Genomic DNA, 20,220 nt, shown 5'->3' on the forward strand with positions numbered 1-20,220 from the left:
AACCGAGTTATCGTTCTTCGCGAGCAAGCTCGCTCCCACATTTGGAATGCGTTCCCCTGTGGGAGCGAGCTTGCTCGCGAAGAGGCCGGATCAGGCGACGCTGAGTTTGCGGCCGAGGACAGTGGTCCAGCGCTCGGAAAGAACCACACCCCCAGCGTCAGCAAGCCACCGACCAGGTGATACATCGCCAGCTGTTCCTTCAGCACCACCGCTGCAATCAGTGCGGTGATCAGCGGCAGCAGGTTGAAGAACAGCGTGGTCCGACTCGGCCCCAGGCGCTGCACGGCCTGCATCCACGCCAGCGGCGCGAGCATCGAGGCCAGCAGGCACGCGTAGAGCACCAGCGGAATGTTCTGCAGGGTCAGGCCGGTCTTCGGTGAAACAGCATACAGCGGAAACAGCACCACCACCGCCACCAGCACCTGCAAATACAGCAACACCAGTGGCGGCAGGCGCAGCTGCCATTTTTTCAGCAGGGTGCTGTAGATCGCGTAGGCGAGGGTGGCGATCAGCATCATCGCGTCACCCAGGTTAACGCCGTGTTGTAGCAGTGCGCCGAGGCTGCCGGACGACACCACCACCAGCACGCCGGCGAATGACAGCACCGCACCGACCAATGCGCCGGCGGTCAGGCGCTGGCCGAGGCTGATGATCGCCATGGCCAGCGACATCAACGGCATCAGTGACAGGATGATGCCCATGTTGGTGGCGCTGGTCAGGGTTGCGGCGAAGTAGGCCAGGCTCTGGTAGACCGCCATGCCGAGCACGCCGAGGATGAAGATCCTGCCCAGATTCGGGCGGATCTGCGGCCAGTGCGCGATCACCTTTTTCAGCATGAACGGCGTGAACAGCAGGCCGGCGAGCAGCCAGCGGTAGAAGCCGATCTCGGCGGGGAAAATTGCACCGACTGCGAGCTTGTTGATCACGGTGTTGCCGGCCCAGATGAAAATCGCCAGCAGGGGAAACGCGTATTGCATGGGAAGAGAAACCAGTACGTTGATGAACGCTGATTATCCTCTGTCTGGATACAGGCCTATACTGCGAACCGGACAACCCGCCCCTGATTCCGGACAGCATGAACAGTAAGCACATCGACCTGCTGGATTTCAGCGAACTGCCGTCGGCGGTGTATTTCCGCTACGCCGACTTCAACGCTCATGAATACGCCGCGCCGCACCGCCATCCGTGGGGCACGCTGGAGTACGCGGCCCACGGTGTACTGCACATGGATGTCGACGGCAGCCGCTTCATGTCGCCGCCACAATACGCAGTGTGGGTGCCGCCGCAGGTCGAGCACAGTTTCTACAGCCATCAGCCGGTCAACTATCGGGCGGTGTGTCTGGCGCCGGAGGTGTGTTCCGACTTGCCGGCGCAGGCCTGCACCCTGGCAATCAGCGACATCCTCAAGGCGATCCTCAAGGACTTCGCCGCCCGTGATGTGAAGATCCCCGCGTTCGAGGCCGACCAGAGACTGGCTCAGGTACTGGTGGATCAGCTGCGTCAGGCGCCGGTTCACCAATGCTATTTGCCTTACGCCAGCAGCCCCGGCTTGCTGACCATCCTCGAAACCCTGCAGGCCGAGCCCGGCAACAACGAGCCGCTGGCGCACTGGGCGGCGCAGGTGCATGTCAGCGAACGCACCCTGGCCCGGCAATTTGTGCGGGAGTTGGGGATGAGTTTCGGCGAATGGCGCCAGCGGCTGCGTTATCTGGCGGCAATCGAGGCGCTGGAGTCGGCGCGCAGCGTGCAGGAAATCGCCTTCGATCTCGGTTACAGCAGCGGCTCGGCCTTCATCGCCATGTTCGCCCGGCAGGCCGGATGTACCCCGGAGCAATACCGGCGCAGTCACCTGGAGAGCAGGAAGGTGTAACAAGCTTTGACTACACTCAGCCGGAGGCCGTATCCATCGATGCGGCGACAAGGAGAAAACTCCATGAAGATGCTGCGTGTCCCTTTGTTGATGATCGGTCTGCTGCTGTGCTCCCAGGGTTTCGCCGCCACGGCGCAACAGAACAAAATGACCACCTGCAACGCCGACGCCACGGCCAAGAGCCTCAAGGGCGACGAGCGCAAAGCCTTCATGAGCACTTGCCTCAAGGCCGCCCCGGCCGCCAATGACGCCAAGACCCTGACCCCGCAGCAGGAAAAGATGAAGACCTGCAATGCCGACGCCAAGACCAAGGCCCTGACCGGCGATGCGCGCAAGGCGTTCATGAGTGATTGCCTGAAGAAAAAATAAACGCCGAAGCTTTGTGGTGAGTGTGCTGGCCCCATCGTCGGATCGCCGCCCGGACCCAGCCCGCTCCCACAGCGAATGAGGCTGTTCACACTATTTGTGTTCGACACATAACTTGCGGGAGCTGGCTTGCCAGCGATGAGGCCCCAAAGGTCTGCCCGCATATCCCTAGTGCTCCTCTCGGATCGCTGGCAGACTGCCAATCCTTTTACGCCGTTCGTTTTGAGGCTGTATGCCAACGTTTTCTGAGCGTCATGTAGTGTTCTGGGTCAGTTGCATCATCATTTTCGGCGGCCTGTTGCTGGTGTTGCCGTTGCGATTGTTGCCCAGTCTGTTGGCAGGATTGCTGGTGTACGAGCTGGTCAACATGCTCACCCCGCAACTGCAACGGCTGATCGAAGGCCGGCGTGCGCGCTGGCTGGCGGTGGCGCTGCTGGGCACGCTGGTGGTGAGTGTGCTGACGCTGATCTTTGCCGGCGCCATCAGTTTCCTGCTGCATGAAGCGGAAAACCCTGGCGCTTCTCTCGACAAATTCATGGGTGTGGTTGACCGTGCGCGCGGGCAGTTGCCGCCGTTCATCGATGCCTATCTGCCGGCCAGCGCTGCCGAGTTCCGGGTGGCCATCGGTGAGTGGGCGAGCAAGCATTTGTCCGAACTGCAATTGGTGGGCAAGGACGCGGCGCACATGTTCGTGACGCTGCTGATCGGCATGGTGCTCGGCGCGATCATCGCCTTGCAGCGCGTACCGGACGTCACCAAGCGCAAACCGCTGGCGGCCGCACTGTTCGACCGTCTGCACCTGCTGGTTCAGGCATTTCGCAACATCGTGTTCGCACAGATCAAGATTTCCCTGCTCAACACTTTCTTCACCGGGATCTTCCTGGCGGTGATCCTGCCGCTGTTCGGGATCAAGCTGCCGCTGACCAAGACCCTGATCGTGCTGACGTTCCTGCTGGGTCTGCTGCCGGTGATCGGCAACCTGATGTCGAACACGCTGATCACCATCGTCGGCCTGTCGCTGTCGATCTGGGTGGCGATTGCGGCGCTGGGCTACCTGATCTTTATCCACAAGCTGGAATACTTTCTCAACGCGCGCATCGTCGGCGGGCAGATCAGTGCCAAGTCCTGGGAGTTGCTGCTGGCGATGCTGGTGTTCGAGGCCGCGTTCGGCCTGCCTGGAGTGGTGGCAGGGCCGATCTATTACGCGTATCTGAAGAGTGAGTTGAAGCTGGGCGGGATGGTTTGATCCAGGCCTTGTAGCGTCTGAACCGGTCCTTTCGCGAGCAAGCTCGCTCCCACAGGTTCAATTTGATCCTGTGGGAGCGAGCTTGCTCGCGATTGGCAGCGCCGCAGAAACTGGATCAGTTTACTGAGCCGTAACGTTTCATGGCTTCAATCGCCAGGCCGCTACCAATGCTGCCAAAGATATTCCCTTCGACATGCCGCGCGTTCGGCAGCATTGCCGAGACGCTATTGCGCAGCGCCGGAATACCGCTGGAACCGCCGGTGAAGAACACCGTATCGACCTGACCGACCGCCACGTTGGCGTCTGCCAGCAACTGGGTGACGCTGCCGCGCACGCGCTCGAGCTGCGATTCGATGGCCGACTCGAACAGCGCCCGGGTCAATTCAACGCTCAGACCCGGCTCGATGCGATCCAGCGCCACATGGCGGCTGTCGTTGTGGGTCAGCTGGATCTTGGTTTCTTCCACTTCCATCGCCAGCCAGTGCCCGGCGCGCTGTTCGATCAGCTTGAATAGACGGTCGATGCCGCCGGTGTCTTCGATGTCGTAGCGCATGCTGCCCAGGGCCAGGGTCGATTTCTGTGAGTACACCGAGTTGATGGTGTGCCAGGTCGCCAGGTTCATGTGATGACTGGTCGGCATGAACGCGCCGCTTTTCATGCGGCTGCCATAGCCGAACAGCGGCATCAGGCCTTGCAGACTCAGTTGCTTGTCGAAGTCGGTTCCGCCGATGTGCACGCCGCCGGTGGCGAGGATGTCGTCGTGACGGTTATCCACACCGCGACGCTCGGGCGACAGGCGCACCAGCGAGAAGTCCGAAGTACCACCGCCGATGTCGACGATCAGTACCAGCTCTTCCTTTTCGATGGTCGACTCATAGTCGAACGCAGCGGCAATCGGCTCGTACTGGAAGGAAACGTCCTTGAAACCGAGCTTGCGCGCCACTTCCACCAGGGTGTCTTCGGCTTCCTGGTCGGCCAGCGGATCGTCGTCGACGAAGAACACCGGGCGGCCCAGAACAACCTGCTCGAACTCACGACCGGCGGCAGTTTCGGCGCGGCTCTTGAGCTGGCCGATGAACAGCCCGAGCAAGTCCTTGAACGGCATCGCCGTGCCGAGGACGCTGGTGTCGTGCTTGATCAGTTTGGAACCGAGCAGGCTCTTGAGCGAGCGCATCAGCCGGCCTTCGTAGCCTTCCAGGTATTCGTGCAGCGCCAGACGGCCGTAAACCGGGCGACGCTCTTCGATGTTGAAGAAGACCACTGACGGCAGGGTGATCTTGTCGTCTTCCAGCGCGATCATCGTTTCCACGCCGGGGCGCAGCCAGCCGACGGTGGAGTTGGACGTGCCGAAGTCGATGCCGCAGGCACGGGCTGGAGAGGCGTCTTTCATGGTCTTTCGGTTCCGGTCAAAAAAACGGCCGCGCAGTGTATGTCAGTGCGCGACAGATTCGAAGGCCGGTCATCTGCTATTTAGCGACTAAGCTTGCTTGAAAGTCGGCGCTTTGCCCCAAACTTGCTGGCATGGGCCGGCAGACACACCGGCGGTCGCAAGAACCGCTGTCCACTGCCGATAAACTTCTGCTGCGCCACCCGGTCACAAACTTGAGATCGGTCAACCCGGCACGCGCAAATCGGCGCATGCTGGCAACGGCGCGAAATCGTTAACGGATGGTGATTCCTTCGATGGACTTCAAAGACTATTACAAGATACTCGGCGTGGAGCCGACGGCGGACGACAAGGCAATCAAGGCTGCCTATCGCAAGCTGGCGCGCAAATACCACCCCGATGTCAGCAAGGAAAAGGACGCCGAGGCCAAGTTCAAGGATGCCTCGGAAGCCTATGAAGCGCTGAAAAGCGCCGACAAGCGCGCCGAATACGACGACCTGCGCCGCTACGGCCAGCACGGGCAGCCGTTCCAGGGCCCGCCGGGCTGGCAGAGCCGTGGCGGTTTCGGCGGCGGTGGCGACACCGGCGACTTCTCGGACTTCTTCAGTTCGATCTTCGGCAATCGCGGCCCCGGTTTTGGTGGCGGCGCTGGCCGGCAATCCCGCAGCGCCGGACGGCGAGGGCAAGACGTGGAACTGGAACTGCCGATCTTTCTGGAAGAGACGCTTTCGAACGAATCGAAAAAGATCAGCTTCCAGGTGCCGCAATACAACGGCTCGGGCCAGCACGTCAGCAACACCAGCAAGAGCCTGAACGTGAAAATTCCGGCGGGCGTGACCGACGGCGAGCGCATCCGCCTCAAGGGCCAGGGCGCACCGGGCATCGGTGGCGGCGCCAATGGCGATCTGTACCTGACCATCCGTTTCGCGCCACACCCGAAATTCGATGTCGAAGGCGAAAACCTGATCATCACCTTGCCGCTGGCACCGTGGGAACTGGCGCTGGGCGCCGAAGTGGCCGTGCCGACCCTGACCGGCAAGATCAACCTCAAGGTCCCGGCCGGCAGCCAGAACGGCCAGCGCATGCGCGCCAAGGGCCACGGTCTGCAGAACAAGGCCGGCGAACGCGGTTATCTGTTCGTCCAGCTCAAGGCCGTGATGCCCAAAGCCAACGGCGATGACGTCAAGGCGCTGTGGCAGGAACTGGCGAAGAAAGCCGCCTTCAATCCGCGCGAGAACTTCTGATACTGACGACGGAGTAGCCCATCATGAGCAGCCCCCTGATCGTTCAACTGGACATGGCAGAATTCTGTGAGGCGGCCGAGTTGTCGGACGTCTACGTGATCGAAATCGTCGAACACGGCATCCTCGAACCTCAGGGCACGCAGCCCAGGGAATGGCGCTTCACCGACTACGAACTGGCCCTGGCCAAACGCGCCGCCAAACTGCGGCGCGACCTTGACCTGGAATGGGAAGGCGTCGCCCTGGCGCTGGACCTGCTGGAAGAGGTCAAGGAGCTGCGGGCCGAGAATCGCATGCTCCGTCAGCGGCTGGCGCGGCTGGTGGTCGAGTAGCGCTCAGGCCTGTCTGGGCAGCATCACGCTGAACAGCGTTCCTTCGGCTTCGCTTGAGCTGACTTCGATGGTTCCGCCGTGGGCGGTCACCACTTCCTTGACGATGAACAGGCCCAGCCCGAGGCTGGTCGAGGCCTGACCGAGCTCTTCATTGGAGCTACGCACCAAGGGGTCGAAAATCGTGCCGATGGCTTCTTCGGAAATCGGCTCGCCATGGTTGTGCACCGTCAGGCTCACGACATCGCCTTCACCTTTCAGCGTCACGATCAGATCCCGCGGGTGAGTCCCGTACTGCAAGGCGTTGCCGATCAGGTTTTGCAGCAGTTGTGCCAGTCGAGCGGAATCCCAGACACCCCGCGTATCGCCTTCGATGATCAGCGTCGGATCGCTTTGCGGGTTGCCGGCACAGGCTTCGGCAATCGCTGCCCGCGCCGCATCGGCCAAGTCCATCGGCGCGGGCTCTATCGGCAGGCTCTTGCCCAGGCGACTGCGCACCAGTTCCAGCAGATCGCTGACCATCGCCGCCATGTGCCGCGCACCTTGCTTGATGCTCAACGCACAGCTCAGCGCATCGCCCTCCAGAGCTGTTTTGCGCATCAGCAACTCAGTAGACATGCTGACCGCTTGCAGCGGTGCGCGCAGGTCGTGACCGAGGATCGCGAGGAAAATGTCGCGCGAGCGGTTGACCTGCTCGGCGTAGGCGGCGGTCGACTCGGCGAGGGCTTCATCGATGGCTTCGTTGAAACGGATCATGTCCTGGAAGTACGCCATGTCCGGGGTTTCCAGACTGTTGGCCCAGAGGCGGATCACGCAGGCGCGCAAGTGGCGGAATTCCGATGTCATCTGCACCAGGTCAAAGCCCACGGCATGGCGCAACTCACCGTGGCTGGCACCGGCCTCATCCAGGCTCGGGGTTTTCTCCGGGCCTTCGCCCTTGGCCTTGGCGATTTGTTCGCGGGCGGTTTGTGTGGTGTCCATGTCCCGCGCGGCGGCCAGCAGGATGGCCTTGGCATGGTCGCGCAGTGCCGCCTGATCCATGGTGTCGGCCGCCGGGCTGATGGTCCTGGCGAACTGTTCCCACTCCTCGACGATGTGATCCGCGTGTTGCCTGATGAATTCGGATAAACGCATGACCGGGTTCCTGGAAATTCAAGGCGGGGCGTTCGAATATTAGACCCTTTGCGCGGGAATGAAAGCGCCGCTCCAGCCTGAAACGTCCGCTGACAAGCTGCCCCGTTGCGATATTTATGTACCGCAGCCACGGAGGTCGGTCATGGTCTGCTTTTGCTCCATTTGAAGGAGTGAAACCATGTCCGAAATCCCTGCCGCTTCATCTTCCCCGGACCCCGTTGCAGCGCCGAGCGCCTTTGTAACGCAAAGTCTGCACGCCGACCTGCTGCAGCGGTCCAGTCCCGGATGGCTGATCGATGCTTCGCAGCGCCAGCGTGAGGCGTTGAAGCATACCGATGTCGCCACACCGGACTGGTACAGGCACGCATCCCGCGATCAACGCAAGGCCGTGGGCGATGCCTTGACCGCCAGCCTCGCCGCTCAGGCACGGCTGGACAATGCCATGTCGGATTTTCAGGACATCGATCGCTTCGCAGCGCCCTTGCTGACCCAGGCCCTGAAGGACCGGTTCAACGTGACCCTCGACGTCAACAAGACCTGGCTGGTGCTGAACAAACCGGTGGAGGTGGGGATTTTCGCCATCGAAATCGATTCTTTCCAGGTCCTGAAACTGCCTTTGCTGCAAGCAGCGCTGCACAATTTCGAAGCCCGCGAATGTAAGGGCGGGGCCTTTCATCGGACTTCGGGATTTCGCATTGAAACCTCGAAACCGGGCACCCTGGAACCGTTAACCACCCGTTTGACAGTCGAGCAGTTCACCGGACTGTGCCGTTCGCTGGACATCGGAGCGAAGTATCAGGATTACCTCAAGGCGTTTCTGTACCCCAAGGATGCGGTGGCCAGGAATGTGCTGCGCGACAAGTTCATCGACGCCCACAAGACTGCTTTGCGGGCAGCGGCCGAAGTGGCGCTGCTCACGGGCGATATCGGGCGCGAAGACTACGCCTCGATTCGCTCGATCCTCAATGGCGAGCTTGCGCCGCGCCAGGGCAAGCGACAGATCTGGTTCTGCGATCTGGGCCTGATGGGGCGGCGCATGACCGGCTGTGTGTTGTTCGCGATCTGCGAGAAGTACCGCTACAGCGACGACTCGATCCTGTATATCCCGGGCGATCCTTATCACCCGCTCAAGCGTTACAAGGGCCAGGAAATCGAAGCGATGTTCAAGCAGCGCTTCACTGCGCGCGATGCCACGCAGGCTCATCCGGCGGACCCGAATGCGTATCAGCGGTTCTTCAGTCAGTTCGTGGCCTATGCCGACCGGTCTTACTATTTCAGTCAGTTCACCGATGACAAGCCAGGCCGAACGGCCTTACAAAGATTGACGCCCTACGCTCCACTGCTTAATGAGGCTTTCAAGGCCATCAACCCGATCAGCGGGACGTTTGTCGGCATCCGCGAGTTGCCGCCTGCGCCTGCCGTCGAGCAGGTCCCGAATCCTGATCCGTATCTGAATCCCGTGGACTTGTCGCGCAAGGGCCACGGGATCTGGGCGGACAATGTCGACCTGTGGGAATACCTGTTCGATCAGCATCGCGATCGACTGATCGCCGATGCCCGTAGCCACGCCGTACCCACCGCGGATGTCGATGCCAGGGTGCGCTCGGAAAAACTCGCCGGGTTGCTCAATCTCGGAATGCTGGTGCTGACCGGTGTTTCGATGTTCGTGCCGGTGCTGGGGGAATTGATGATGGGGGTGATGGCCGGGCAACTGCTCGACGAAACCTTTGAAGGTGCCATCGAATGGAGTGAGGGCGATCGCAAGGCCGCGAAGGCGCATCTGATCGATGTCGCGCAGAACCTGGCATTGATCGCTCTGATGTCAGGTGGCGGTAAAGCGTTCGCCAGGCTGACGACTGCCAGGCCGGTGCCGGCCATCGAGAACCTGCATCAGGTGCAGATGCCCGATGGCACCACCCGCTTGTGGAAGCCTGACCTGAGCGCTTACGAGAGTCCGGTGAAGCTGGACTCGCGCGCAGCGCCCAATGCGCTGGGGCAATACGAAGTCGGGCAGGACAAATACATTCAGCTTGACGGCAAGACGTATCGGCAGACTTATGACGAGTCGCTCAAAGCGTGGCGTATCAGCCATCCAAGTGATCCGCAGGCCTATCATCCGCCGTTGGCGCACAACGGCGCCGGCGCCTGGCGACACACGCTTGAGCGCCCGCAGCGCTGGGATCGACTGAAACTGCTCAGGCGAATCGGCCACAGTACTGACGCCTTCGCCGACGAACAGTTGCTGATCCTTGGCGACGTGGCCGGTGTCAGCGATGAAGCCCTGCGCAAAATGCACCTGGACAACGCCTTGCCTCCCCCGGAGCTGGCGGACGCCATGAGACTTTTCCGCGCCGAACGGGATGCCGGACTGATCGTCGAACAGGTGGCCGGTACGCAACCCATCGACGAGCGATACCTGCAGGTTTTGCCCTTGCTGCCCGAGATGCCACGCTGGCCGTGGGGGCGGCAGTTGCAGGTCTACGAGTCTCCTGATTTGTCGGGTAGTGCGCTGCGTTACGGGACACGGCGCGGTGGCAGGGCGCCCATCCGGATCAGCCGGGCCGAGGTGCTGAGCGGTGGGTTGCCGGCGCGGATTCTGGCCTCACTGGATGAGGCCGAAGTGGTTGGATTACTCGGTGATGAGCCTGCACGGGTCGCCGCCGTGAGGCCGCAGGAACTGGCCCGGCAGATCGGCGATTTTGCCGGCGCTCGCAAACCGGCGCTGCTCGAGAGCCTTTTACGGCCCGTCGATCCTGTTGCGCCACGGATCGCGAAATTGCAGCGAAGCCAGCCAGGCCTGACAGAGCGGGCCGCGCAGACTGTGCTGCATCAGGCGAATGCCGACGAACTCGCGCGGCTGGACAGTTCACCACGCGTTCCCCTGCATTTGCAGGAGCTCAGTCGCGAGTATGCCGGTGAAGGGCGCCTGACCCGGGCCATGGCCGGGCTGCACGGCGAAACCATGGCGTCGAACGATAGCGCCCGACTGGCGCTGCATGCATTGAGCAGACTACCTGGCTGGCCTGGCGATGTACGTCTGGAACTACGCGCAGGCGGTGTCGGCGGACCGCTGATCGATGCCATTGGCAGCGAGGCCGCGCCGCATCACAAATTCGTGGTCAGGAACGGTACGGCCTGGCAGGCCTTTGACGATCGTGCTGAAACACTCAACAGTATGCCCGCCAGAGGGGACAACTTTTACGCCTCGCTGATGCATGCGCTGCCCGATGAGGCTCGGCGCTCGATCGGATTGCCACAGGTGGGGCAAAGCAGGGAACTGCAACGCGCGATCATTGATTACGCACGCACTCATCGCACGGCGTGCGCGCAGGTGTTTCGACCCGCCGCCCGTTGGTTCAGGCCGCCTCGTCGCATGGCTTCCGGGCGGCTGGGGTATCCGGCCAGTGGTGAGAGCGCCGGGCTGGATCCGGTGTTGACCAGCCACGTCCAGGCGCTCTATCCCGGACTGAGTGACGCACAGGCCCGAGGTTTCATTCTCGAACAATGGCGCCTGGGCAAGACCGATCAACAGATCTTCCATCTGCTCAACAATCGCATGAGCGAATGGCGAGAGCTTGAAACGACACTTGATCAATGGTCGATGTCACCGGACCTGCGCCAGCGAGAGTCCCGCGACGCAATCATGCACACGGCGCAAAGCATCAAGGATGGCTGGCGCAATGCACCGTTGGCGGGACACGATCCTGAAGCGGCGCGCCTCACCCTCATCAGTGATGCGCCATTGCCGCCACTGGCGGCAGATTTCGCCCACGTCCGCGAACTGACCCTGCGCGCGCCGGTGGTCGCCGAAACGCTCGCCGTGTTTCCCAATGTCGAGAGGCTGACACTGACCACGAGTACGGCGGAGTTCGAGAAGACGCTTGCGACGCTGAAGTCGCTGCGGCACATGACCCGCCTGAAACTTTCGACGCCGTTGACTGCGACTGTGGCGACGCGGCTTCGAGAGTTGAGCCGGCTTGAAGAGTTTGAGCTGCACTGTACCGGTGTCGGGATGAATCCAGTCGTACCGACGACCCTTGATGTCAGCGGCATGCGGCAGTTGCGCAGGCTCGAAGTCAACGCCCTGCAAATGGACCAATGGCCGCGCGGTGTGCTGGACCTGCCCCGGCTCGAGCGCTTGAACCTGCGCTCGACCGCCATCAACAGCCTGCCGGTGGACATCTATGAAGGGCACCAGCGCCTGTTGTCCGGTCTGTCTCTGGACTGGTCGAGGTTCACGCGACGAGTGTTCAAGCCGATCTACGAGTTTGTCCGCAGCCAACCCCGGCATCTGCTCGATCTGGACGAAATGGTTGCCGATTACTGTCGCGGCGAACTCAAGCGTTTCGTCCGCATGGAGTCCGGCCTGCTCGATGTCTTGAACAATGGCTTCAAAGCGCAATTTACCGATGCGATGAGCCGGTTTGCGGCCATCGAAACCCTGAGCGAGCAGTTCAACGAACTCAATCGGTTGCAGGAGTGGGTGGGGTCCGAGCCGACCGTGTTCAACGGCGGAACAGCACGCTCGGAAGTGGCTGAAGCGCTGATGAGCAGTTGGCGCAGCGGGTTGCTTCAGCGCTATGGCACACGCACTGAAAGCGTGTTTTACAACCTGTATGTCAGTTTTCCCAACGACGCCTCGGTGCTGGATATCGCCGGTTCGCCGATGGAGAGTCTGCCAACCTTATCTCCTGAAGGTTTCAACCATGTCCGCAACCTGTATCTGGCAGGGTTAAAGGCCCCGCTGGAGCAAATGCGCGGTTTTCTCCGTACTTTCCAGCACCTCGATACGCTGGATCTGAGCGATTGCAATCTGTCTGCGTTGCCGCTGGAGCCAGGTGATCTGCCGACGCTGGAAACCCTGAACCTGCATGACAATCCATTGAGCAATATTGATGTGCGCGGCATGAACCGACTGAGGGCGCTCGACCTGAGCAAGACTGCCATTGATCAATGGCCGACCGGTGCCGAGACGCTGCCCGAGCTGACCTGGCTGGATCTCAGTGACAGCCGCCTGACGTCGTTACCGCAGGCGTTGCTGTCTCGTGATCAGCTGTTGCTCGACACCAGCCTGACCGACACTCCGCTGAGTCCGCAGGCGCGTGCCGATCTCGCTGCTGCCCGGTCGCGGATCGAGGACAGCCATGGCCTGGTCGCCGGCTCGCTGCAACGCTTTGCACTGGAAGAGCCGCGTCACCGGACACCGCCCATGGAAAGCGGCTCGGTGGTTGCTCGACGCCTGTTGCCGCTGCCACCGTTGCCGACGGGCGAAGGTCCGGTAACGTGGGAAGCGCGTTTGCGGCGGCTGCGCCCGGATTACGACGCCGCCCGTGCGCAGACGTCCATTGAACAGATGCGGGACGCCGGCCTGGTCGATACACAGATCAGTGCCCGGATCGCGCAATGGGAGCAGTCATTCGAGTCGCTCACCCGGCGCCTGAACGACTGGCTGTTCACCCATGAAACCCGGGGCACGCACTGGGTCGTATCGTCGCGCAGCCGCCAGCTCGCCGCGCAGCGCATCATCAGGTGCTGGCGCGAAGGTTCGATTGACTGGAACGGCGTGGCAGATCACGAATTGAGCCTCGACGGTCTACAGGTGGGTAATCTGCCTGAGCTGGTCGAGTCAATGCCTGCGGTGAGCAACCTGAATCTGTCCGGGGTCAAGCTGACCACAAGTGGTTCGAACGGGTTTCTCGGGGCATTTACGCAGCTGCGTCGGCTCAGTCTCAGCGGCAACCATCTGTTGGCAATTCCTGAACCTGTTGCGCAGATGCGCTTGCTGGAACGGCTTGAGCTGTCGTCCACGGGCCTGGCGCAATCCACACCCATGTATCCGATCCTTCAGGGGCTGGAGCAATTGCGCTGGCTGGATCTGAGCCATAACAGCCTGTACACGTTCGATGTCACTGGCCTCGGGCGGCTGGAACGGCTGGACCTGCGTGACAATCTGCTGGCTGCCTGGCCTGACGGTGTATTGCAGTTGCCGAATCTGCAAGCGGTCGATCTGAGCAGCAACGAAATCGCGTCGATTCCTTCCGAGCTGTATGACGGCACTCATACCGCGCTGATCGCGAGCAGCAACCTGTCGGAGAATTACGAAATATCGCAGCAAAGCCTTGTCCGGTTGCGAGCGTACGCCGATACCCAGGGACGCCATGAGGTGCTGGGCATTACCTATGCCGACATCGACCGGATGATCGATGACATGGATAGCACCACTGAAAGCGACGGTGAGGGTGCGGGGCTCGAGAGCGAGCCGGAGCCGGATGAAGTTCTTTTGACGCCTGCTCAAGGCATCCTCGAACAACAGGCCGCTCCGTGGATGGAAAGCGTTGCCCAGGAGGATGTCGCGTCATATCGGATGATGTGGCAGCGATTGGCTGGCGAACCCGACAACGCTGCGTTCTTCCATCTGTTGTCGCGGATGCCGGATACCGAAGAGTTCCGGGTTTTTCGTGCCGACCTGACCCGGCGAGTATGGAAAATCGTCGAGACGATCGATGGCAGCCAGGAGCTGCGCGACACGGTATTTTCCATGGCGACCACTCACTCCACCTGTGTCGACGGGCGAACCCTGGCGTTCAGTGAAATCGAGGTCAAGGTGTTCGAATACAACGCATTGCGCCATTTGCAGCCCGGCCTTGCGGAAAAGGGACGCGCCTTGCTCGACTTGTCACGGCAGCTGTTCCGTCTGGGCGAGGTGGAAAAACTCGCCACCCGCAGCATGGACCGTCATGCCGATCCGGCGGAGGTGCGTCTGCAGTATCGAATCGGCCTGACCTCAGGCTGGGAGGATGGATTGCAGCTCCCGGGTCAGCCCGGCCAGATGCGGTTCGCCCGGCCGATCAGGGGCGAAGAGCTGGCAGCCGCGCGTGCTGCGGTGGTGAAGGCCGAGAAAAGCGTGCGGTTCTATGAGGACCTGATCAGCCGCGAATACTGGGTGCAATACCTGAACGAGAAATATCCGGAGGCGTTCGCCGCGCTTGGCCGCCATGCCGATGAGCAACTCGAAAGCCTGGAAGGTGAACACGAAGACGTGAGCAGCACAGCCTATCGCGAGGCGGTGCAGATGCTTGAGGTCGAGCGCAGCATTGAGCGCAATACGAAACTGATCGAGTTGTCGCACCTTGAGACCGGCGAACCGATGCCCACCGCCACCGAGGGCACTTCGCAAGACCTGATGAACGCTTCCGCTCGATGATCACCACAGCCCTGGGCGTCGACTGTCTCGACGCCCAGGGCTTTGTCTCAGAACAGGAAGTAACGCTGCGCCATCGGCAGGGTTTCGGCCGGTTCACACCAGAGCAATACGCCGTCGGCCTTGACCTGATAGGTCTGTGGGTCGACGTCGATGTTGGGCAGGTAATCGTTGTGGATCAGGTCGGTTTTCTGCACGTCGCGACAACCTTTGACCACGGCGATTTTCTTCTTCAGGCCCAATGCATCGGGCAGTCCCGCCTCCTGCGCGGCCTGGCTGATGAAGGTCAGGCTGGTGGCGTGCAGCGAGCCGCCGTAGCTGGCGAACATCGGGCGGTAGTGCACCGGTTGCGGGGTTGGAATCGAGGCATTGGCGTCGCCCATCAGGCTCGCGGCGATGGCACCGCCCTTGAGGATCAGCGTCGGTTTCACGCCGAAGAACGCCGGGCGCCAGAGCACCAGATCGGCCCATTTGCCGACTTCCACCGAACCCACTTCATGGCTGATGCCGTGGGTGATCGCCGGGTTGATCGTGTACTTGGCGATGTAGCGCTTGGCGCGGAAGTTGTCGTTGCCTTCGCCGTCCTGCGCGAGCGGGCCGCGCTGTTTTTTCATTTTGTCGGCGGTCTGCCAGGTGCGCGTGATGACTTCGCCGACGCGGCCCATGGCCTGGCTGTCGGAGCTGATCATCGAGAACGCGCCGAGGTCGTGGAGGATGTCTTCGGCGGCAATGGTTTCGCGGCGGATGCGGCTTTCGGCGAACGCCACGTCTTCGGCGATGCTCGGGTCGAGGTGATGGCAGACCATCAGCATGTCGAGGTGTTCGTCGATAGTGTTGCGGGTGAACGGCCGGGTCGGGTTGGTCGAACTCGGCAGCACGTTGGCGAAACCGCAGGCCTTGATGATGTCCGGCGCATGGCCGCCGCCGGCACCTTCGGTGTGATAGGTGTGGATCGTGCGGCCCTTGAACGCGCCGAGGGTGGTTTCGACGAAACCGGATTCGTTGAGGGTGTCGGTGTGGATCGCCACCTGCACGTCGTACTGGTCGGCGACGCTCAGGCAGTTGTCGATGCTCGCCGGGGTGGTGCCCCAGTCCTCGTGGAGCTTGAGGCCGATGGCGCCGGCCTTGACCTGTTCGATCAACGGCTCCGGCAGGCTGGCGTTGCCCTTGCCGGTGAGGCCGATGTTCATCGGGAACGCATCCGCTGCCTGGAGCATCCGCGCCAGGTGCCACGGTCCGGAAGTGCAGGTGGTGGCGTTGGTGCCGGTGGCCGGGCCGGTGCCGCCGCCGATCATGGTGGTGACGCCGCTCATCAGCGCTTCTTCGATCTGCTGCGGGCAGATGAAGTGGATGTGGGTGTCGATGCCACCGGCGGTGAGGATCATGCCTTCGCCGGCGATCACTTCGCTGCTGGCGCCGATGGCGATGGTCACGCCGGGCTGCACGTCCGGGTTGCCGGCCTTGCCGATCGCGGCGATGCGCCCGTCCTTGAGGCCGACGTCGGCCTTGACGATGCCCCAGTGGTCGATGATCAACGCGTTGGTGATGACGGTGTCGACCACTTCGGCCGCCAGCAACTGGCTCTGGCCCTGGCCATCGCGGATCACTTTGCCGCCGCCGAATTTCACTTCTTCGCCGTAGGTGGTGAAGTCCTGCTCGACCTCGATCCACAGCTCGGTGTCGGCCAGGCGCACCTTGTCGCCGACGGTTGGGCCGAACATGTCGGCGTAGGCTTGTCTCGAGATTTTCATGCGCATGCCTTGAGATTCAATTGTTTTTGAGACTGTTCGCTTCGCTCACAGATTCGCGAGCAAGCTCGCTCCCACAGAGGGAATGCGATCACCTGTGGGAGCGAGCTTGCTCGCGAAGGGGCCTGCGCAAACGGTATAAATTCAGAGGTCACCCATGACCCGCCCGGCAAACCCGAACACTCGGCGATGCCCGGCGTATTCCACCAGTTCCACCTCGCGGCTTTGTCCCGGCTCGAAGCGCACGGCGGTGCCCGCCGGGATGTTCAGGCGCATGCCACGGCTGGCGGCGCGGTCGAAGGTCAGGGCGTCGTTGGTTTCGAAAAAATGGTAGTGCGAGCCGACCTGGATCGGCCGGTCGCCGCTGTTCGCCACTTTCAGGCTGACCGTGCGACGACCGACGTTGAGTTCGATGTCGCCGGGCTGGATCCGGTATTCGCCGGGAATCATCAGTTCGCTCCTTGCAGGACTTTGTAATAGAGGGCCGTCGGGCGATAGGTGCCGTTCGGGTCGCAGGCGTAATCGGGGATTTCCCCGGCGCGGGTGTAACCCAGGGCCTTGTAAAAATCTTCGGCGGGGGAGCCGGCCTCGGTGTCGAGGTAAAGCATGCCGCGCTTGTACTGGCGGGCCGTCAGTTCCAGCGCTTGCATCAACTGCTGGCCGAGGCCGCGCCGCCGGGCGTGTTCGCGCACCAACAGCTTCTGCACCTCGGCACGGTTCAGGCCGTTGGCCTTCTGGCACAGGCTCAACTGGACGCTGGCCTGCACTTGTTCATCCTTGACCACCACCCACAGCAAGACGTTGCCTTTGTTCAGGTTGTCCTGCACGTCGTCGAAATAGGCGCGGGCCTGAGCGGCATCGAGGTCGTCCATGAAGCCGACGCTGGCGCCATAACCAACGGCGTCGAGCAGCAGGTCGATCAGGCCCTGACGATAGTGCGCAAAACTTTCCGCATTGACGCGTCGCAGTTGGGCGGGGTTCATCGGTATCACTCCTTGTTGGCGGGCGGTGGCTCCGCGCCAGGATTGAGGGTCAGTTGCATGAAGGTCAGGTCGAGCCAACGGCCGAACTTGGTGCCGACTTGCGGCATCTGCCCGGTGGTGATGAAACCGGCGCGTTCGTGCAGGCGGATCGACGCGGCGTTGCCGCTCTCGATGGCGGCGACCATGATGTGTTTGCCGCAGGTTTTCGCGCGTGCGATCAGCGCGGTCATCAGTTGCGGGCCGAGGCCGTTGCCACGCTGGTCGCTGCGCACGTAGACCGAGTGCTCGACCGTGTGGCGGAAACCGTCGAATGGCCGCCAGTCACCGAACGAAGCGTAGCCGAGGGTGGCGTTGTCGGCGTCGACGATCACCAGGATCGGATAACCCTGGGCCTGACGCGCGCTGAACCATGCCTGACGGTTGCCGAGGTCGACGGCGGATTCATTCCAGATCGCCGTGGTGTTGAGCACGGCGTCGTTGTAGATGTCGCGGATCGCCGGCAGGTCGGCGTGCAGTGCATCGCGGATGGTGTAAGTCATGGCGCGGCCTCAGACGATCGGTTGGTGGACAGTGACCAGTTTGGTGCCGTCGGGAAACGTCGCTTCGACCTGAATCTCCGGGATCATTTCCGGGATGCCTTCCATCACTTGATCGCGGGTCAGCAGGGTCGTGCCGTAATGCATCAGTTCGGCCACGGTCTGGCCGTCACGGGCGCCTTCAAGCAGCGCCGCCGAGATATAGGCCATGGCTTCCGGGTAGTTGAGCTTCACGCCACGGGCCAGTCGCCGCTCGGCAACGAGGCCGGCGGTGAAGATCAGCAGCTTGTCTTTTTCGCGTGGGGTCAGGTCCATCGTAGAAATCCATTTGGGCAGATTGAAAAGGTCGGGACTGTTGGCACAGATCCCTGTGGGAGCGAGCTTGCTCGCGAAGACGTCGTCACACTCAGCATTTGAGGTGACTGATGCAACGCTTTCGCGAGCAAGCTCGCTCCCACAGAAAAGCATGTTTCAGGTATTCCAGATTCGGGGGGCAGGGCTTCCCGGCCGAGCAGTGCCGGACGTAGCAATCGCCAGAGTTCGATCATCCAGGCCCGCGCCAGCAACGCTTCGCTGGCCAGGCAACGGGCGACCAAAAGACCGGGCAACTGCGTCAGATCCCCGCGCACGTCGTGGCCCAGCGAGCGGCAGCGCTCCAGCCGTTCGGCATCGATCTCGCCGGTCACCAGCAACGTCGCGAACACCGGATTGCCATCCAGCCCGATCGGCGAATCAAGCAAACCGTCGGCGCCGACGATGCGCTGGCGTTCGTGCCAAAGCAGTCGGCCATCGCGGCGAATATCCAGATGCGCCTGAAAATGCCCAAGATCGAAACGCTCGCCACTGGCCGGACGACCCAGCGCTATCACGTCCCAGTAGAACAGGCGCGCATCGCCTTCAAGATCGATCGAGGTCGCAAGTTCCGCCTGGGCGGCGCTGTAGACGATGGTTTCCTGGGGCAGCCATTCCAGTGTCGCGCCATCAGCAATATGCAGGTTCAGCGACTGATAGGCGGGGCCTGCCGCGCGATACCACTTGGCCGCGCCGGGGCTGGTGATCTGCGCCCAGGCGCCTTGTTCGACGCGGGCGCTGATGTCGAGCCGGTCACCGCCGGCAATTCCGCCCGGCGGGTGGACAACGATGTGCTGGCAGACCTCGGGCCCTTCGGCGTACAGATGCTTTTGCACCCGCAACGGGCCTAAGTGCCGGCGTCGGGTCGGCCGCGTGCAATCGCCGAAGCGGGCATAGGCCAGCTCCAGCTCGGCGTGCCAGCTCGGGGTAAACAGGGCAGTCGCAACAGGTAAGTTCATGTTTTCTGATTATCGTTAGGACGCTACAGATTAGACCGTAACCTCAAATAGTCACCAGCCCGCGTACACCTTCGGCTTCCATATTCTCGCCCCGGCCCTGCTGCACGATCTCGCCCCGGGACATCACCAGGTACTGATCGGCCAGTTCGGCGGCGAAATCGTAGAACTGCTCCACCAGCAGAATCGCCATGTCGCCACGGGCCGCGAGCTTCTTGATCACCGCGCCGATTTCCTTGATCACCGACGGCTGAATGCCCTCGGTTGGCTCGTCGAGGATCAGCAACCGTGGACGGCTGGCCAGCGCGCGGCCGATCGCGAGCTGCTGTTGCTGACCGCCGGACAGGTCGCCACCGCGCCGCTGTTTCATTTGCAGCAGCACCGGGAACAGCTCGTAGATGAACGCCGGAACCTCTTTGGCTTCGCTGCCGGGAAAGCGCGACAGGCCCATCAGCAGGTTCTCTTCCACTGTCAGCCGGCCGAAGATTTCCCGGCCCTGGGGCACGTAGGCGATGCCGGCGTGCACCCGTTGATGCGGCTTGTACGTGGTGATCGCTTGGCCTTCCCAGTTCACCGCGCCTTCCTTGGCCGGCAGCAGGCCCATCAGGCATTTGAGCAACGTGGTCTTGCCCACGCCGTTGCGCCCGAGCAGGCAGGTCACTTCGCCGACCTTCACGTCAAAGCTCAGGCCGCGCAGGATGTGGCTACCGCCGTAGTACTGGTGCAGCTTGTCGACTTGCAGCATGTTCAAATTCTCCCCGGTGATCGTTCCCACGCTCTGCGTGGGAATGCATCTCGTGACGCTCCGCGTCACATAACGGCGGACGCGGAGCGTCCATGGCGGCGTTCCCACGCAGAGCGTGGGAACGATC

At 62.0% G+C, this 20,220-nt stretch carries 14 protein-coding genes and 2 pseudogenes; 6 read left to right on the top strand and 10 right to left on the bottom strand.

Annotated features, from left to right (window positions below; all coding sequences use genetic code 11):
• Positions 1-90: 90 nt before the first annotated feature.
• Positions 91-977: pseudogene (locus I5961_RS02965) on the bottom strand (DMT family transporter).
• 98 nt (positions 978-1,075) lie between these two features.
• Here I5961_RS02965 and I5961_RS02970 point away from each other — a divergent pair.
• From I5961_RS02970 to I5961_RS02980, 3 genes are all read left to right on the top strand, one after another.
• Positions 1,076-1,870, top strand: coding sequence for an AraC family transcriptional regulator (locus tag I5961_RS02970; protein WP_227234291.1), 795 nt, complete (start codon positions 1,076-1,078; stop codon positions 1,868-1,870).
• A 63-nt stretch (positions 1,871-1,933) separates the two neighbouring features.
• Positions 1,934-2,239: a PsiF family protein gene (locus I5961_RS02975; RefSeq protein ID WP_065258819.1), complete on the top strand. Its 306-nt coding sequence runs from the start codon at positions 1,934-1,936 to the stop codon at positions 2,237-2,239.
• Positions 2,240-2,468: 229 nt separating this feature from the next.
• On the top strand, positions 2,469-3,482 hold the full coding sequence (locus tag I5961_RS02980; RefSeq protein ID WP_085701018.1) for an AI-2E family transporter: 1,014 nt from the start codon (positions 2,469-2,471) through the stop codon (positions 3,480-3,482).
• Between the two features lie 115 nt (positions 3,483-3,597).
• Here the strand turns inward: I5961_RS02980 and I5961_RS02985 are convergent, their stop codons facing one another.
• Complete coding sequence (locus tag I5961_RS02985; protein ID WP_085685051.1) at positions 3,598-4,872, bottom strand: Hsp70 family protein; 1,275 nt, start codon at positions 4,870-4,872, stop codon at positions 3,598-3,600.
• A gap of 293 nt (positions 4,873-5,165) precedes the next feature.
• Between I5961_RS02985 and I5961_RS02990 the strand changes: the two genes are divergently transcribed.
• Both I5961_RS02990 and I5961_RS02995 read left to right on the top strand, forming a co-directional pair.
• On the top strand, positions 5,166-6,113 hold the full coding sequence (locus I5961_RS02990; protein WP_085685048.1) for a DnaJ C-terminal domain-containing protein: 948 nt from the start codon (positions 5,166-5,168) through the stop codon (positions 6,111-6,113).
• A gap of 23 nt (positions 6,114-6,136) precedes the next feature.
• A complete protein-coding gene (locus I5961_RS02995) occupies positions 6,137-6,442 on the top strand; it encodes a chaperone modulator CbpM (RefSeq protein ID WP_085703427.1) in 306 nt (101 codons plus the stop codon).
• Between the two features lie 3 nt (positions 6,443-6,445).
• On the opposite strand, the gene I5961_RS03000 is transcribed toward I5961_RS02995, so the two are convergent.
• Positions 6,446-7,573, bottom strand: a complete 1,128-nt coding sequence (locus I5961_RS03000) for a sensor histidine kinase (RefSeq protein ID WP_085701015.1) — start codon at positions 7,571-7,573, stop codon at positions 6,446-6,448.
• A 178-nt stretch (positions 7,574-7,751) separates the two neighbouring features.
• Between I5961_RS03000 and I5961_RS03005 the strand changes: the two genes are divergently transcribed.
• Entirely contained in the window at positions 7,752-14,777 is a 7,026-nt protein-coding gene (locus I5961_RS03005) for an NEL-type E3 ubiquitin ligase domain-containing protein (protein ID WP_227234293.1), read from the top strand.
• A 47-nt stretch (positions 14,778-14,824) separates the two neighbouring features.
• On the opposite strand, the gene ureC is transcribed toward I5961_RS03005, so the two are convergent.
• The 7 genes and pseudogenes from ureC to urtE all read right to left on the bottom strand — a co-directional run bounded on the left by ureC (position 14,825) and on the right by urtE (position 20,093).
• Positions 14,825-16,525 (bottom strand): urease subunit alpha, encoded by a 1,701-nt coding sequence (ureC, locus tag I5961_RS03010; protein ID WP_085701023.1) that lies wholly within the window; start codon positions 16,523-16,525, stop codon positions 14,825-14,827.
• A gap of 141 nt (positions 16,526-16,666) precedes the next feature.
• A complete protein-coding gene (locus tag I5961_RS03015) occupies positions 16,667-16,972 on the bottom strand; it encodes an urease subunit beta (protein WP_085701013.1) in 306 nt (101 codons plus the stop codon).
• On the bottom strand, positions 16,972-17,505 hold the full coding sequence (locus I5961_RS03020; protein ID WP_227234294.1) for a GNAT family N-acetyltransferase: 534 nt from the start codon (positions 17,503-17,505) through the stop codon (positions 16,972-16,974). Before I5961_RS03020 ends, I5961_RS03015 begins: the two co-directional genes overlap by 1 nt.
• A gap of 5 nt (positions 17,506-17,510) precedes the next feature.
• A complete protein-coding gene (locus tag I5961_RS03025) occupies positions 17,511-18,044 on the bottom strand; it encodes a GNAT family N-acetyltransferase (RefSeq protein WP_085703430.1) in 534 nt (177 codons plus the stop codon).
• A gap of 9 nt (positions 18,045-18,053) precedes the next feature.
• Entirely contained in the window at positions 18,054-18,356 is a 303-nt protein-coding gene (gene ureA / locus I5961_RS03030) for an urease subunit gamma (RefSeq protein WP_039766748.1), read from the bottom strand.
• Between the two features lie 156 nt (positions 18,357-18,512).
• A pseudogene (locus I5961_RS03035) lies at positions 18,513-19,351 on the bottom strand (urease accessory protein UreD).
• Between the two features lie 43 nt (positions 19,352-19,394).
• The gene (gene urtE, locus I5961_RS03040) at positions 19,395-20,093 is read right to left on the bottom strand and encodes an urea ABC transporter ATP-binding subunit UrtE (RefSeq protein WP_227234296.1); all 699 of its coding nucleotides are present in this window, start codon (positions 20,091-20,093) and stop codon (positions 19,395-19,397) included.
• Between the last annotated feature and the right edge of the window lie 127 nt (positions 20,094-20,220).

The sequence above is a fragment of the Pseudomonas sp. IAC-BECa141 genome (assembly GCF_020544405.1).
In the GTDB taxonomy this organism is placed as follows: domain Bacteria; phylum Pseudomonadota; class Gammaproteobacteria; order Pseudomonadales; family Pseudomonadaceae; genus Aquipseudomonas.